The organism is Caballeronia sp. NK8, from assembly GCF_018408855.1.
GTDB lineage: Bacteria > Pseudomonadota > Gammaproteobacteria > Burkholderiales > Burkholderiaceae > Caballeronia.
The window spans coordinates 555,009-569,700 of sequence record NZ_AP024327.1; the positions used below are offsets into that span (position 1 = coordinate 555,009).

A 14,692-nucleotide genomic window follows, 5' to 3' on the forward strand; every position below is an offset into this window, starting at 1 on the left:
CTCTCCTCCCCTGGTACGCGGGGTTGGAGGGGAGTCATTGCGCCCATCGTTCAGCCAAGGTCTTGCCAAGTTCAGTCAGAACCGGTCCAGTGCATGCACGACAGGCTAACGTTGGACGAGTACACGATCAGCCTCACACATGCATTCCTTCTCGGGGACCTCAAACATGCTGTTCAAGCGAGCCGCTGCGAGCGCTACCTACGATCGTGATCTGTCCGTTCCCCGGTACGCTAGCCACCGCGCCGAGTATCAGGAACTCACGAACGGCGCGGATCGCGTTCTGAACCGATTCAAGATCCGGCCCATCCGGATGGTGGTTTTGCTCGAGCAGGACAATTCGACGGGTGGTGGATTCCAGCAGGCGACGAATGCCGCGCTTCTGCTCAAGCGTCTGCCGCCCGAACTCTGCAGCGTGACGTTCGTGACGACGCGTCGGTCGGCGATCGAAGAATTGCGTCTCAACGGCGTCGACGCTCATTACCTTCCGATCCGACAATGGCAACGACTCCTCGCACGCGTGCATGTGATGTGGCGTCAGTTGAATCCACCATCGTTATTCAAGCGGCGAATCCATTTCAACTGGCTGGATCGGTCTCTGCGAGATATGAACGCCGATCTCGTCTATTTCACTTGTCCGTCGTACCTTGCGCTCGTGACCGCGCAGTTCAGTTATCTCTTCACGGTCTGGGATCTCGCGCATCGGGATGAGGTGGACTTTCCCGAAGTGCGATCCGGTGGAGAATTCGAACGTCGCGAGCAGATTTATCAGCAGGCGTTGAAGAAGGCGACGGGCATCATCGTGGATTCGCAGGCCGGTCACGATAACGTCGTCCGGCGTTATGGCGTCGATGCGGATAGGGTTCATGTGATTCCCTTTTCTCCCGCCACCGGTACGCTGCTACCCGAGCACGAACTCGGCCAGCCGGATCGCCATATCGACGTCAAGGCCGAGTACGGTCTGGACTGCGACTACATTTACTATCCCGCGCAATTCTGGCCGCACAAGAATCACGTGTATTTGCTGCGAGGACTACGCAGCCTGGAAGATCGATTTGGGATTCGCCTGGGCGCTGTATTCTCGGGTCGCGACCTCGGCAATCTCGCTCATGTCCGGTCCGTCGCGGCCGATCTCAGGCTGACCGACAGGATTCGCTTCGCCGGCTTCGTACCTGATCGCGAAGTGGCGAGCCTTTATCGTCAGGCAATCGCATTGGTTATGCCTACCTATTTCGGCCCGACGAATCTCCCCCCTTATGAAGCATTTCAGCTCGGCGTCCCGGTGCTTTATTCGGACCTCAGGAATCTGCGCGAGCAGGTGGGCGACGCGGGCCTTCTTATCGACCTGCTGAACCCTGACTCGATGGCCGACGCGCTTCAGACGCTCATGAACGATCCGCACTTGAGAGAGATGCTGATCGAGCGAGGAAAACAGCGTATCGGATCGCTCACGGATGACCGGCGGCTTTCGGTTATCGCGAATGCTTTGGAGGCGTTTCGCGCACGCCGGATGTGCTGGCCGGCTATCGACGCGAGCTCGTCCATGAAAGCCGAGGGATGAATCGTGCTGACTGCCGCTACTTTTCTTGCGCCCATCGCGCGCCGACTCGGTTTCAGCGCCGAGTTCAACGGCAGCTATGGATCGTGGTCCGACGCGCTTGCCGCGGCCGGCGGTTACGATGCACCGCAGATTCTCCAGACGGTGCACAGTTCGGCGTTGCGGGTCAAACGAGGCGAAGCCGCTTTCGAGCGCGATTCGGTCTGTTTCATGCACGAGGAATTTCGCTGGCCTCTGCTGAGTTGTCTGCTCTACATAGCGAACGCCAGACAAAACGGCCTGCATGTCGTGGATTTCGGCGGATCGCTGGGCAGCCTCTATTTCCAGCACAAAAAGTTTCTGAGCGCGACGAGCGGCCTGATGTGGTCGATCGTCGAACAGGCGGAATACGTGCGCGTCGGGCGCACGGATTTCGAGGACGACACCCTGAAGTTCTTCGCCACGCTAGATAACGCATCGGCGCGAAGCGAAATCGACATCACGCTCTATTCCGGCTCGCTTCAGTATCTCGAAGATCCATTCGACGAGCTTCGCCGCGCCGCAGCCCTTTCAGCATTCGTCATAGTGGACCGCACGCCATTCATCGAAGCTCAGCAGGACCGTATCGCGATACAGCACGCACGCAATTCGATGTATGACGGAACCTATCCTCACCGCTTCTTCTCCAGGCAGAAGTTCGATCGCTTCATGATGGAACTCGGGTTCACCATGTTCTGCGAATGGGATGGATTCGACAAAACGGATGCGGATTGCCGATATCAGGGCGTTGCCTATCGGGGACCGGTTCGAAGATAGATCGCGGCAGGAACATTCAAATGGCATCGGAACTGTTTACCGACGAACGCGTGTCGACCGACACAACGCCTTCGCGCGAAGGGAACGATGATCGCATCATCGATCTGGGCCGCGCAGGCAAGGGCAATTATGCAAAGGTGCGCTCGTCTTTCATCGAAGCGTTATGGTTTGTCGTCGAGGCCAGCGTCATCAATAACAAGCTCGTGCCATTCTCCGTCCTGCGCGTTGCGCTTTTGCGGCTATTTGGCGCAAGGATCGGCTCGGGTTGCCGTTTCGTGCATCCGGTGCGCGTGAAAGCGCCCTGGAATCTCGTGGTCGGCGATCACTGCTGGTTCGGCGTGAATGCGTGGATCTACAACCAGGCGCCGATTCACATTGGCTCGCACGTCTGCATTTCCCAGGGCGCTTTCCTCACGACCGGATCGCATGCCATGAGCACGACGATGGATCTGCGCGTCGCGCCTATCGTCATCGAAGACGGCGTGTGGATCACGGCGAACTGCGTCGTGCAGATGGGCGTCACGATCGGCCGTTCGGCCGTGGTCACGCCACTATCCGTCGTGCATCGTTCGCTCGAGCCTGAAGGCGTCTACGGCGGCAACCCATGCCGCTTCATTCGCAAGCGCTTCGATTGAAAGTCACGGCTCATCGAATTGCCGTTCTTCGATACTCGACGCGCACTCGATTCTCCAATTCCCGCAATGAAGGTGGCTCGATGAAAGTGCTGATGTTCTCGCTCAACTATGCGCCCGAAGTCACCGGGGTTGGAAAATACTCGTCCGAAATGGCGGAATGGCTCGCATTGCGCGGCCATACGGTGCGCGTCATTACCGCGTCGCCGTACTATCCCGAGTGGCGCGTGCAGTCCGGCTACAATCCGCGCACTTATATGACCGAGTGCATCAACAATGTCTCCGTCATACGCGTTCCGTTCTGGTGCCCGAAGCGTCCATCCGGTCTGAAGCGCGTATTGCATCTGATGAGCTTTTCGCTCTTCGCCATTCCGGCCGCGATAAAGCAGATCACGTGGCGTCCTCAGGCCGTATGGCTCGTCGAACCGCCTTTGTTCGCTTCTCCCGTCGCATTGTTGGCTGCGCGCATTGCCAGCGCTTCATGCTGGCTTCATGTTCAGGACTATGAGGTCGATGCCGCTTTTCGCCTTGGCATACTGAAAGGCCAGGCTGCGAAACGGCTCGCCCTGCGTATCGAAAAATGGCTGATGTCCCGTGCCGATGTGGTTTCCACGCCGTCCGCCGCAATGACACGGCTCGCCGTGCAAAAGGGCGTCCCTTGCGAAAAGGCCTTTACGTTTCCGAACTGGGTCGATATGCAGCACGCGCACCCGGATAGCCAGCTTAGCTCGTATCGCGCGCAACTCGCCATCGACTATGGCGTACGGGTCGTGCTCTATTCGGGAAATCTCGGGCTCAAGCAAGGTCTGGAAATCATTGCGGAGGCCGCGGCGCTTCTGACGTGGCGCAGAGACATCATGTTCGTGATTTGCGGCGCGGGACCCGCAAAAGCGTTTCTGCTCGACAAGGCGCGCGATCTGCCGAATGTGAAGTTTCTCGATCTGCAACCGAAGGATCGCTTCAACGAACTGATGGCGCTTGCGGACATGCACGTCCTTCCACAACGCGCCGATGCCGCGGATATCGTCATGCCGTCGAAACTCGGCGCGATGTTGTCGAGCAATCGCCCTGTGATTGCAACGGCAAATCAAGGCACCGAGCTATGGGACGTCGTGAACGAGGTGGGACTCGCGATCGAACCCGAGTCGCCGAAAGCCTTGTCGCACGCCATCCTTCGCCTCGCCGACGACCAGCCGCTTCGCGAGCGTCTCGGCGCGCTCGGCCGGCAATATGCGGCGTCCAATCTATCGAAGGAGTCGATTCTTCTGCAATTCGAGGCGCGACTTCGCAGCTCGGTCACCGCAAGGCGCGGCGTCGGCGACGAAGCGACGACGATCTAGCCGCCGATGCCTCAACGCTTCTGCCGGCTTCGTCCGCGATATTCGGTCGGGGACATCGAGAACTCCTTGCGAAACAGCTTCGAGAGTCTTTCTCCGTTGCTGAGCCCCGTCCGGCGCGCGATCTTGTCGACCGGCAGATCGCTACTCTCGAGCAATTTGCACGTGAGGTCCAGACGCGCGCGAAGCAGATACTTCGACGGCGTGACGCCGATTTCACGCTTGAAGAGACGCAGGAAGTTGCGCTCGCTCATCGAAGACATCCGCGCCGCGTCGACTACGGAGATCGGCTTTGCGCAGTTGCGCACGAGCCAGCGCGCCGACGCGCGCGCTTTCTCCGCGAGCGTCGTGTCGTACATTTGCTCCAATGTGCTCGCGAGAGAGAGGTCCGCGCCCGAGCCGAGACGGTCCGCCACGCGCACCGCCAGTTCCGCGCCCAGATCCCTTTTGAGCAACGCAAGCGACGTCATCAAGGCTTGATCGCGTTCGTACTCTGGAAGAATATCGGTCGTCGACCGGGGATGAATGTCCTGTTTCATCGAAGGCCATTCGCGTGGTCCCACACCTGCCGCCGACAAAAGCATGTGACCATTGCCGATAGCGGTAATCTTCACGCTCTTCGCGCTGACACGTCGCAATAGATCGATGAGCCCGTCATCCGCGGAGGCGCGCGCCACTCCGCTACCCCCGGCAACGAAGAGGTTATCGAGGCTATCGAAATGACGGCCGGCGAGTTGTTCGGTCCAGACGGACATCGAAGACGAGCACGAGACCGTTCCGCCGCGAGCCGATACGAGATTCACGCGATACGTCAGCGAACGGCTCGCGCCCTCGGATTGGAGTTCGTTCGCCACATGCAGCGCCTCGGCGAACATGCCCGCGGCGAGCAACGAAAATCCGTCATACAAGATAATGCCGACATGCTTGATCACCGCTGAATCATTCACGGCATATCCGCCATGGGCGGCGCAAGCCACAGCGTCGAGAGCGTCAGATGAGCTTGACATCGCGGAGCCTCCAAGTCGTTGCGTTGGTATCCTTCGTATGGAACGAGCGTATCGACTGCAGGGCGTGATCGAACTTATATGCGGCTGAACGTCTCACAGGATCAGGCTACAGGTAAGAAAAAATTGCGTCGAGAACTCAATAAAAATAGGCATCCATATGAAAAAACTTCCGTTCCATTTTTAATGGACGAATGCTCACGGACGTTCGTATAGACGCAATACATGGAATGGCATCTCTTATGAAGAACTAACGTCGATTTGCGTAATAAAAAATCGAGGGCGTTTTTTGGACGCCCTCGATTTCAATCGTCTACCAATCACGTCGTATTCAATTCATATCTTATGACGAGCAGTATTACCGCCGCTGGTCACTCATCCGCGAGTGGCGCGTGCGAAGTCTCACGGCTCGCGAGCATTGCGATCAGCGCGACGCCGGCGGCACCCACGAGATACCACGCCGGCGCGAGCCTGTTGCCCGTCACGCCGATGAGCCACGTTGCGATCAGCGGCGCGGTGCCGCCGAACAGCGCATTGGCCGCGTTGAAGCAGAAAGCGAAACCGCTATAGCGCACGCGCGTCGGGAAGATCTCGGAGAGAAAGCACGGCAGCGTGCCATCGTTCATCGTGAGCAGAGCGCCGAATGCCACCTGGATCGCGACGATCATCGCGAAGCTCGCTCCTGCCAGTCCCTTGAAAAGCGGCACGGTCAGAACGGCGAACAGAATCGAAGCGCCGATCAGCATCGACTTGCGACCCACGCGATCCGACAGTGCGCCCATGATGAAGATCAAGCCGATATAGGCCGTGAGCGATATCGTCGCGGCGATGAACGAGGCTGTCTCGCTCATGCCCATCTCGGTAGAGAGATAAGTCGGCATGTAGCTCAGCACGAGGTAGAACGCCACCGCATTCAGGCACGTCGCGCCGAATGCGATCAGCATCCGCCCGCGATGCTTCGACAGCAATTCGGCGATCGGCGCCTGCGTTGCCTGATGACTCCGCTCCATTGCCTTGAAGCGCGGCGTGTCTTCCAGCTTCACGCGGATATAACGGCCAATCAGTCCGAACGGCGCAGCAAGCAGGAAGGGCAGGCGCCAGCCGAACGACTGCAACTGCTCGCTCGTGAGGATCGCATGCATCAGCGCGATGAGAATCGAGCCGAACAGCAGACCCGCCGCCGTGCTCGCGGGCACGATGCTCGTATAGATGCCGCGGCGCTTGTCCGGTGCGTATTCGGCGAGAAACGCAGCCGCACCCGCATATTCCCCCGAGGCCGAAAAGCCCTGCACCACGCGCACGAGAAGAAGCAGAGCGGGCGCGAGCATGCCCACCTGGGCATAAGTCGGCAGCAGTGCGATCAGGAACGTCGAACACGACATGATCAGAATCGACAGCGACAGCGACGTGCGTCTGCCGATCCGGTCGCCCACATGACCCCATACGATGCCGCCGATCGGACGCACGATAAACGAGATCGCGAATACGCCGTACGTGGCGAGCAAACTCGTGGCGCCATCGGTCTTCGGAAAGAAGACGACGGCGATGATCGTCGCCAGATAACCATACGATGCATAGTCGAACCATTCGACGAAATTGCCGATGAAGCTCGCACAGGCGGCACGCTTCAATAGCTTCGGGTCGACTTGCGTGCTTTCCTCACGCGATGCCTGAGGCATCGCGACCTGCGCGGTTACCGCTCTTTCCGTGTTCATCGACTGTCTCCGGACATGATGATTCGATTGCGCTACGAAAATCCCGGCGGCCGCGCCGCCGGTTCGCGCACCGCGCGTTCAGGCGGCGATGATGTTGCGCTCCGGCCCGTAAGGAAAGCCCGTGATGTTGGTGGCGCCCTGCTCGCCGACGACGAGGATGTCGTGCTCGCGATAGCCGCCCGCGCCGGGCAAGCCTTGCGGCAGCATGATCATCGGCTCCATCGAGACGACCATGTTCGGTTCGAGCACGGTCTCGATGTCCTCGCGCAATTCGAGTCCGGCTTCGCGCCCGTAGTAATGCGAGAGCACGCCAAACGAATGACCGTAGCCGAACGTGCGGTACTTCAGCACGCCGTACTCGGCGTAGATCTTGTTGAGTTCGCTCGCGATATCGCAGCAGCGTGCGCCCGGCTTGATGAGTTGCAGTCCCGCTTCATGCACTTCGACATTGATCTTCCACAGGCGCAGATGAGCATCGGAACAATGATCGAAGAACATCGTGCGTTCCAGCGCCGTGTAATAGCCCGCGATCATCGAGAAGCAATTGAGGCTGAGGATGTCGCCCTTCTGCACCTTGCGCGTGGTGACCGGGTTATGCGCGCCGTCCGTATTGATGCCCGATTGAAACCATGTCCACGTATCCATGAGTTCCGAATCGGGAAAACGTCGCGCGATCTCGCGCACCATGGCCTGCGTCGATGCGAGCGCCACTTCGTGCTCGGGCACGCCTTCATGCACGGCTTGCGCGAGCGCCGCGCCGCCGACATCGCACACGTTCGCGCCGTGCCTGATCACGTCGATTTCCTCCGCCGACTTGATCATGCGCAAACGCATCGTCTGCGTGCCGATATCGACGAATTCGACGGCTGGCAGCGCGGCCCTCAGCTTCGATAACATTTCGACGGGAAGCTGATCGAACTCGACGCCCACACGCCCCCTGTCCTCGATTTCGCCCTGCACGGCGCGGAAAAAGTTATCGCGCTGCCAGTCGGTATAGACGACGTTGTAGTCGCCAACCGTGCGCCGCCACGGCTGGCCGCCGTCGATGTTCGCCGAGATCGACACGACCTTCTTCTGCGTCACGACGAGCCCGTATTTGCGCCCGAACGAGCAATAAAGAAAGTCCGCGTAATAGTTGATGTTGTGATACGACGTGAACAGCACGGCGTCGATGTTTTCGCGCGCCATCAGATCGCGCAGCTTGCCGTGGCGACTCGCATATTCGGCATCGGAGAACGTGTGCTTCGCTTTTTCGCCGTTCTCGATGCGGATGAGGTTCTCCATTTTCATGCACTCAGCTCCTGGGTGAAAAGTCCGTCGGTGTGAGTGAATGGTAGGAGCCTGATGGTTTCGAATATTTCCCGATTCGACGTCAAAATTCGCGTTTTCGACATCGAGGGTTAACCTCGTACTGCGTACGTACGCGCCTGTTTCAAAGCGCTTTTTGATAGCGGCGGCGGTCGGCTATCGGCGAAATGCCGAACTGTGCCTTGTAGCGCGTCGAGAAATGAGTGAGGGACGTGAAGCCGGTGCGCGCGCATACGTCTTCGAGCGTGCGCGCGGTCCGGTACAGCAGTTGACGCGCGCGCAGCAGCCGTATTTCGGTGTAAGCCTGTGCCGGCGTCTTGCCGAAACGCTCTTGAAACCATCGCTCCAGCTGGCGTTGCGAGACCTTCACGAACCCCGCGATCTCCGCGATGCTGAGCGTTTCCTCGATGTTGCTCTCCATGACTTGCAGCGCTTCATCGAGCTTCGCGTGTGCATCGCCGATGTATTGCCGCAGCGACGTCACTTGCCGCTCTTCATGGCCACGCCGCTCCGCGACGAGCAATTCGAGCACGCGCGCGGCGAGCGCGGGGCTCCCCGGGGGAAGCGCGAGCAAGTGCACCATCAGGTCGAGCGGCGCGACGCCGCCGCTGCACGTGTACCGGTCGCGGTCCACTTCGTAAAGCCGGTTGGAAACGGTGAGCTTCGGAAACTGTTCCAGCAGCGTGTCCTGATCTTCCCAATGGATCGTGCAGCGGTATCCGTTGAGCAGACCCGCGCGCGCCAGAAAATAGCTGCCCGTATCGAGCCCGCCGAGCGCGCTGCCGCGACGTCCCTGCAGTCGCAACCAGTCCATGATCGCGCCGATGCCCTTGCGCGGAATCGGATTCGGTCCGACGACGAAGACCGCATCGAACGCTCCCGACTCCGCCATGGCGACATCGGGAATCACGCGGATGCCGTCGCTCGATCGAACGACTTCGCCATTGCCATTACCGCCGATCAGCGTGTATTCGTAGACCGTACGCTCGACGAGCATATTGGCGATACGCAACGGATCGACCGCCGTGCCGAGCGCGATCAGCGAGAAGTTCTCGAGAAGCAGAAAGCCGATCCGCATGACACGCAAATCGTGCATGCCGGGATTCGCATGCTTTGCTTTCGAACGCGCAGCGGCGGATGGCATCGGAAGTCTGAGCGAAAGAGTGATGAACCTCCGGCATCATAGCGTCTCCATCCGTGTCGATTTGCAGGGAGATCGCTCGTCGTGTTCATGAAGTAGCTGGAACTGCCCATTCGGAGGACATCATGCGCAAGCTCATCGTTTCGACGTTCATCAGTCTGGATGGCGTCATTCAGGCACCCGGCGGACAGGAGGAAGATCGCAGCGGCAGCTTCCTCCTGGGCGGCTGGATCGCACCCTATTCCGACGAAGCCATCGGCCAGTACTTGCAGGAACTGCTTTCGCAACCGTTCGAGTTGCTGCTGGGACGTTGCACATACGATATCTTCGCGTCGTACTGGCCACACGTGCCGGCCGATGCGCGCAACCGCGACATCGCCGACCTGTTCGACCGCGTACCGAAGCATGTGGCGACGCATCGATCCGCCGATCTCGACTGGCAAAACAGTCATGCGCTGGACGGCGAACTCGCCGACGCGATACGCGCGCTCACACATCAGGAGGGCGCCGATCTGTTGACGTTCGGAAGCGGCAACATGGTGCGCCAACTACTCGCAGCCGGCCTGGTCGACGAGCTAAGGCTTCTGATCTATCCCGTCGTACTGGGTCGCGGCAAGCGCCTGTTCGGCGACGACGCAAAAGCGTCCGCCTTCACGCTGACGCACTCGGCCGCCACGTCCGGCGGCGTAATCATTACGCGTTACATCCGCGACGGTGAAGTGCGAACCGGAACGGTCGGCAAGGCCGACTGAGCGATTGCGACGCGCGTCACCTTCTGGCTCTGGGACATGAACTCGCTCGCCAATACGATTCTCGTGCTGCACGCGTTGATCGTGCTGTTCATCGTCGGCGGACTGATCGCGATCTGGGCGGGCGCCGCATTCGGATGCGCCTGGGCGCGCAATCGTGTATTTCGGATCGCGCACATCGTCGCCATCGGTATCGTCGCGACGCTGGCTGTCGTCGAGCTTCCGTGTCCGCTCACCGTTCTGGAAGATCGATTGCGCACCGGGCAGTCCGGCACGCAAGGCTTCATACAGCGCTGGGTCGGCGCGTTCCTGTATTTCGATTTTCCCGCCTGGGTCTTCACGCTCGCCTACGTGGCCTTCTTTCTTGCCGTGGTCGTCACGTGGCGCGGCATTCCACCGCGGCGCACCATTCAGAACGACGAACGTGCGAGATGACCGGTCGGCTTGCTTCTGAGCTTGCGGCTCACCTTGAGCGCGAGCAGCACCGGCTTCGTGATATGCGGACGAAGGATCGCGTGCTTGCGAACGTATTTGGGCACGTACCACTCGGAGCGCGTGCCAGCGTAGAACAGCGCGGCGTGCCCCGCTCGCAGCGTGCGCGGCTCCTGACCATCGGCGGTGATGATGACTTCGCCTTCGATGACGTAGATCGTTTCATCCTCGTCGAAATACCAGTTGAAACGGCCGGCAGTGCAGTCCCAGACCCACGACGACGTGGTCGTATCGAGACTTTGCGACCAGCGGCCGCCGCGTGCGACAGGATTGCCTTCGAGGATCCATGCCGGGTCGATCGGCGCCGGCTCGAGGTGTACATCGTCGAGACGCACGGACTCGAAAACGGGAGTTGTCATGGAGGCTCCTTTATGTTGCTGATGATCGGTCATAAATAGAGCGAGGAAATGCTCACTCGTCTGATTCGGTAATTTGCTCCGTCGAGTTAGTTGCGGAAGCCCTAGACGGAGACATCTCCGCGATGAAATCGTTCACCGCTCACCTTACAACTTGTAATGTAAGGCCATGATGCCACACCTCTGAGCATTGCAAACATAAATGCATTCATTTGCATGACAAATGGAAAGCGTGCGGAAGAGTGGAGAAACTTGCGATATGCGAGCGCGAATAAAGCGGCTCGAAAATGGAGGCTAATGCAGTTGCTGAAACGCGAGGAGATAGCCGTTGCAATCGGTCATGGCGAATTCGGTTGCCATGACGGACGCGAGTTCTATCGTCAATGCAATTGCAACGTGCCAAAAAGCTCGGAGATGCCGAGCCATGCCAGTTGCAGACCGATGCAGAACAGCACGAATGCGAAAAGCCGCATCGCGATCTGGGTGCCGGTCTTGCCGAGCAGCTTCGCGAGACGTCCCGCGAAGCGCACGCAGAGGAAAATGCAACCGCACAGCAACAGCAGCGCCACGACGACGCCGGCCAGATGCACCGGCGAAAGTCCCGCGTGCGGCGTGCCCGTGCCCAACGCGATGGCGACCGCGATCGATCCCGGCCCAACCGTGATGGGCAGCGTCAGCGGATAAAAAGCTCTCGCACGCAAGGAAGCGGCGCGCCCGGCATCCTCGATCGGCGCGGCGCTTTCGTCCGACGGCGATTGCAGCAGACCCCAGCCCGCCATCGCGATCACCAGGCCGCCTCCGACGCGCAGCACGGCCTCCGATATCCCGAAGAACGACAGCACATAAGCTCCGACCGACAACGACACGAGCAGGATCACAAAGCCGTTGATCGCGATGCGCCGCGCCAGTTCCGCAAGGTCCGCATCGCTCGCGCCGCGCACCATCCCGAGGATGATCAATGCAACCGCAGGCGGATTGATGATCGGGAACAGCGGCGTCACGATCAGAAGAACGGTCTTGAAGAACTCGTGGATCATCGCGCACTAGCCCTGCAACGAAGCCCAGCGCACGAGACCGCTCATGCCGGCTTCTTCCAGCTCCTGCATGCCGCAGTCCCTGACGATGAAAACGGCGGCCATGTCGGGCGCGTTCGCCGGGGACAGCCGGCGCGGCGCGGCGAATGTCGTGCCGACGCTTTGCAGAAGAATGCGATCGCCGGGAGCCGGGCCTGCGACGAACGCTTTCATTCTCAGAAGCCGGCCGCCCAGCGCGCCCGAGATGTTCTCCATCCATTCGAGCGTCTGCTCCCATTCGGGCGTGCCGTGGAAGCGCGCACAAAAGACGCGCAGGCGCGGATGCAGCAGCACGCGGGACGAACGCCTGCCTTCGTCCGCTTCGTGCGCGATGAGCGCCTGACCACTCTCGAAATCGCGGAAAGCCGCGCGCGCGCGTTCACGCAGGCTGTCTTCATCGACGAGATGTGCGAGCGGATTGATCCGTGCGATACGCGCGCGTTCGAGGCAGCGTTGTTCATCGCCGACAAGATCGGTCGTGGTCAGCACGATCGTGTGCGCTGCGCCGAGTTGCGCGGCGACATCGTCGAATGAATCGCCGTCGAGCGGCGGGCGGCTGCAATCGTAGGTGACCGCGATATGAACGCGCAGTCCCATCGCGGCGAGTGGATTCAGCGAGCGCATGACTTCGCCCGGACGCGACAGGCCACTGCATTCGAGCACGATGCGCTCGAATGCGGGCAATCCCGCTTCGATGCGCGACGCCACCAGATCCTCGATGGTCATCACCAGATCGTTGTTCAGCGAACAGCACACGCAGCCGTTGCTGAGCGTCGCCATCGCGGTACCGCGCGCGGATTCGGAGAGAACGGCGCCATCGATATTGATCGCGCCGACCTCGTTGACGATGATCGCCGTCGATGTCTGCGCGGCGCTGTCGCTCAACAACGCTTCGAGCAGCGAGGTCTTGCCGCTGCCGAGCATGCCCGCGAGCATCATGAATTGCGTTGCGGGCGCCTTCATTTCGATGGCTCCGTTGCGCGCGCATACGGCGTCTCGCCGTTCTTCCATGTGGCTGCGACCATCGCGCGAACATCGCCGAGCAGTTCGTCGACATCGAATACGACGCCCGAGCGAATCGTGTATTCGAGCGCGCGCTTCTGGTCGACCGCGCCGAGTTCGTCGTTCAGGCGCGTCGCGCCCGTGCCGTAGAGAAGCTTGAAGTCCGCCAGCGGATTCTCGCGATGCACGAGCACATCCGCGCGACGCCCGACTTCGAGCACGCCCGCCTCTTCACCGATGCCGAGCAGATCCGCCGCGTGCGAGGTTCCCGCGCGCAGCACTTCCATCGGCAGAAAGCCCGCTTCCTGAAGCAGTTCGAGCTCGCGCACATAGCCGAAGCCGTAGATCTGATACATGAAGCCCGAATCGCTTCCGGGGCACACGCGTCCGCCGAGATTCTTGTAGTCGTTGAGGAAGTGCATGAAGATTCGATAGGTCTCGCGCCATTCGACTTCGTTCTTCACCGACCATCGATAGAAGTACGCGGCGTGTCCGCCGCGCTGCGGCTGAAAGTACTTCCATGTCGTGCTGTCCGTGTAGCTGTCGTGCCATTCTGCGCGGCGCGCGCGCATCACGTCGCGGTTGCCGTCATAGACATTCAGCGTCGGCACGAAGGTATGATGCGATTCGCCTCCGTTGCCGCCTTCTGCTCGCATGTCCATGCGAGTCCGTTCATGCACCCCGTTTCGCGTACCGACGTGACGCCGTGCGCGAGCCAGAGCTTGTAGATGTAATCGGCGGGCAGCATCTCGCCGTTCTCCGCATGAAACGGCGTGCCGATATGCGCGTGACTGTCAATGAAGCCCGGCGACACATACTTCCCGTGGCAATCGATCTCCCGGTCGCCGCGCGCCGGACGGCGGTCCGGGTTCACCGGCTTGTGCGGCACGCCGACCACGGCAAGCTCGGCGATCCTGCCGTCCTCGATGACGATATCGGCGGGGCCGAACGGCGGCGCGCCTGTGCCATCGATCACCGTCGCGCCGCGCAACACGAGGCGGCCGAAGGGGCCTTCGCCCCGGTCTCGCGTCGTCGATGGCAGGACCTGCGCAAGACCTTTCTTCGCGAAACCGGTGACCATTTCCTCGCCGACTTCGATTTCGAACTTCGATGCGCTCATCTATTCACCTCGCACTCGTCGGCACGCGTTCTCAGTGGTGATCGAATAGCGCGATCTGATTGGCCTTCACCATCGCGTGCACTTTCGCTTTGAACTTCATGTCGGGATCTTTCTTGCACGCTTCCACCACGGTTGCGGCGACGGGCTGAGCCGTATCGATGACCGTCGTCTCCGTGCCCTTCACGCCGAGCTTGTCGACGCCGGCGACGTAGTAGACGAGCGCGGGTTGATACGCTTCGTCGACCTGCACGAAGTCCGCGCACGACATCTTTGCCGGGGCGACTTTCATTTCCTTCGCGCTGGCGGCTTGAACAGCGAAGACGCACATCAGGGCCAACAGGATTTTTGCGGGCTTCATATAACACTCCTTGGTTTCGTTGAATGGTGAATCAGCAGACTGCAGACGTATCGTA

At 60.2% G+C, this 14,692-nt stretch carries 14 protein-coding genes and 1 pseudogene; 6 read left to right on the forward strand and 9 right to left on the reverse strand.

Going from position 1 to position 14,692, the window contains the following annotated elements:
* The first annotated feature begins 139 nt into the window (after window positions 1–139).
* The 4 genes from NK8_RS40210 to NK8_RS40225 all read left to right on the forward strand — a co-directional run bounded on the left by NK8_RS40210 (window position 140) and on the right by NK8_RS40225 (window position 4,322).
* A complete protein-coding gene (locus tag NK8_RS40210; protein WP_225936654.1) occupies window positions 140–1,558 on the forward strand; it encodes a glycosyltransferase family 1 protein in 1,419 nt (472 codons plus the stop codon).
* Between the two features lie 3 nt (window positions 1,559–1,561).
* Entirely contained in the window at window positions 1,562–2,350 is a 789-nt protein-coding gene (locus tag NK8_RS40215) for a methyltransferase, TIGR04325 family (protein ID WP_213234208.1), read from the forward strand.
* A 20-nt stretch (window positions 2,351–2,370) separates the two neighbouring features.
* Window positions 2,371–2,985 (forward strand): DapH/DapD/GlmU-related protein, encoded by a 615-nt coding sequence (locus NK8_RS40220; RefSeq protein ID WP_213234209.1) that lies wholly within the window; start codon window positions 2,371–2,373, stop codon window positions 2,983–2,985.
* A gap of 80 nt (window positions 2,986–3,065) precedes the next feature.
* Window positions 3,066–4,322: a glycosyltransferase WbuB gene (locus NK8_RS40225; protein WP_213234210.1), complete on the forward strand. Its 1,257-nt coding sequence runs from the start codon at window positions 3,066–3,068 to the stop codon at window positions 4,320–4,322.
* An 11-nt stretch (window positions 4,323–4,333) separates the two neighbouring features.
* On the opposite strand, the gene NK8_RS40230 is transcribed toward NK8_RS40225, so the two are convergent.
* The 4 genes from NK8_RS40230 to NK8_RS40245 all read right to left on the reverse strand — a co-directional run bounded on the left by NK8_RS40230 (window position 4,334) and on the right by NK8_RS40245 (window position 9,442).
* A complete protein-coding gene (locus tag NK8_RS40230; protein WP_225936655.1) occupies window positions 4,334–5,266 on the reverse strand; it encodes a GlxA family transcriptional regulator in 933 nt (310 codons plus the stop codon).
* Window positions 5,267–5,694: 428 nt separating this feature from the next.
* The gene (locus tag NK8_RS40235) at window positions 5,695–7,002 is read right to left on the reverse strand and encodes an MFS transporter (protein WP_197919759.1); all 1,308 of its coding nucleotides are present in this window, start codon (window positions 7,000–7,002) and stop codon (window positions 5,695–5,697) included.
* A 114-nt stretch (window positions 7,003–7,116) separates the two neighbouring features.
* Window positions 7,117–8,328, reverse strand: a complete 1,212-nt coding sequence (locus NK8_RS40240; protein ID WP_213234212.1) for a M24 family metallopeptidase — start codon at window positions 8,326–8,328, stop codon at window positions 7,117–7,119.
* A gap of 142 nt (window positions 8,329–8,470) precedes the next feature.
* Window positions 8,471–9,442: a GlxA family transcriptional regulator gene (locus NK8_RS40245; protein WP_225936656.1), complete on the reverse strand. Its 972-nt coding sequence runs from the start codon at window positions 9,440–9,442 to the stop codon at window positions 8,471–8,473.
* Window positions 9,443–9,612: 170 nt separating this feature from the next.
* On the opposite strand from NK8_RS40245, the gene NK8_RS40250 reads away from it, so the two are divergent.
* Window positions 9,613–10,239 (forward strand): dihydrofolate reductase family protein, encoded by a 627-nt coding sequence (locus tag NK8_RS40250; protein ID WP_213234214.1) that lies wholly within the window; start codon window positions 9,613–9,615, stop codon window positions 10,237–10,239.
* 36 nt (window positions 10,240–10,275) lie between these two features.
* Window positions 10,276–10,671, forward strand: coding sequence for a DUF2784 domain-containing protein (locus tag NK8_RS40255; RefSeq protein ID WP_213234215.1), 396 nt, complete (start codon window positions 10,276–10,278; stop codon window positions 10,669–10,671).
* On the opposite strand, the gene NK8_RS40260 is transcribed toward NK8_RS40255, so the two are convergent.
* The 5 genes and pseudogenes from NK8_RS40260 to NK8_RS40280 all read right to left on the reverse strand — a co-directional run bounded on the left by NK8_RS40260 (window position 10,647) and on the right by NK8_RS40280 (window position 14,637).
* On the reverse strand, window positions 10,647–11,087 hold the full coding sequence (locus NK8_RS40260) for a cupin domain-containing protein (RefSeq protein ID WP_213234216.1): 441 nt from the start codon (window positions 11,085–11,087) through the stop codon (window positions 10,647–10,649). The two genes, NK8_RS40255 and NK8_RS40260, sit on opposite strands and share 25 nt — an antisense overlap.
* 377 nt (window positions 11,088–11,464) lie before the next feature.
* Window positions 11,465–12,121, reverse strand: a complete 657-nt coding sequence (locus NK8_RS40265; protein WP_213234217.1) for a MarC family protein — start codon at window positions 12,119–12,121, stop codon at window positions 11,465–11,467.
* Between the two features lie 6 nt (window positions 12,122–12,127).
* Complete coding sequence (locus NK8_RS40270; RefSeq protein ID WP_213234218.1) at window positions 12,128–13,120, reverse strand: GTP-binding protein; 993 nt, start codon at window positions 13,118–13,120, stop codon at window positions 12,128–12,130.
* Window positions 13,117–14,279, reverse strand: a pseudogene (locus NK8_RS40275) (amidohydrolase family protein). The gene NK8_RS40270 and the pseudogene NK8_RS40275 overlap by 4 nt, the downstream one beginning before the upstream one ends.
* 31 nt (window positions 14,280–14,310) lie before the next feature.
* Complete coding sequence (locus NK8_RS40280) at window positions 14,311–14,637, reverse strand: HdeA/HdeB family chaperone (protein ID WP_162069343.1); 327 nt, start codon at window positions 14,635–14,637, stop codon at window positions 14,311–14,313.
* Window positions 14,638–14,692 lie beyond the last annotated feature (55 nt).

Excerpts from the sequence above, each read along its gene's own strand:
- NK8_RS40210 (WP_225936654.1), top strand. The coding sequence starts at position 140 with ATGCATTCCTTCTCGGGGACCTCAAACATGCTGTTCAAGCGAGCCGCT.
- NK8_RS40235 (WP_197919759.1), bottom strand. The coding sequence starts at position 7,002 with ATGCCTCAGGCATCGCGTGAGGAAAGCACGCAAGTCGACCCGAAGCTA.
- NK8_RS40225 (WP_213234210.1), top strand. The coding sequence starts at position 3,066 with ATGAAAGTGCTGATGTTCTCGCTCAACTATGCGCCCGAAGTCACCGGG.
- NK8_RS40220 (WP_213234209.1), top strand. The coding sequence starts at position 2,371 with ATGGCATCGGAACTGTTTACCGACGAACGCGTGTCGACCGACACAACG.
- NK8_RS40240 (WP_213234212.1), bottom strand. The coding sequence starts at position 8,328 with ATGAAAATGGAGAACCTCATCCGCATCGAGAACGGCGAAAAAGCGAAG.
- NK8_RS40255 (WP_213234215.1), top strand. The coding sequence starts at position 10,276 with ATGAACTCGCTCGCCAATACGATTCTCGTGCTGCACGCGTTGATCGTG.
- NK8_RS40270 (WP_213234218.1), bottom strand. The coding sequence starts at position 13,120 with ATGAAGGCGCCCGCAACGCAATTCATGATGCTCGCGGGCATGCTCGGC.
- NK8_RS40250 (WP_213234214.1), top strand. The coding sequence starts at position 9,613 with ATGCGCAAGCTCATCGTTTCGACGTTCATCAGTCTGGATGGCGTCATT.
- NK8_RS40280 (WP_162069343.1), bottom strand. The coding sequence starts at position 14,637 with ATGAAGCCCGCAAAAATCCTGTTGGCCCTGATGTGCGTCTTCGCTGTT.
- NK8_RS40245 (WP_225936656.1), bottom strand. The coding sequence starts at position 9,442 with ATGCACGATTTGCGTGTCATGCGGATCGGCTTTCTGCTTCTCGAGAAC.
- NK8_RS40260 (WP_213234216.1), bottom strand. The coding sequence starts at position 11,087 with ATGACAACTCCCGTTTTCGAGTCCGTGCGTCTCGACGATGTACACCTC.
- NK8_RS40265 (WP_213234217.1), bottom strand. The coding sequence starts at position 12,121 with ATGATCCACGAGTTCTTCAAGACCGTTCTTCTGATCGTGACGCCGCTG.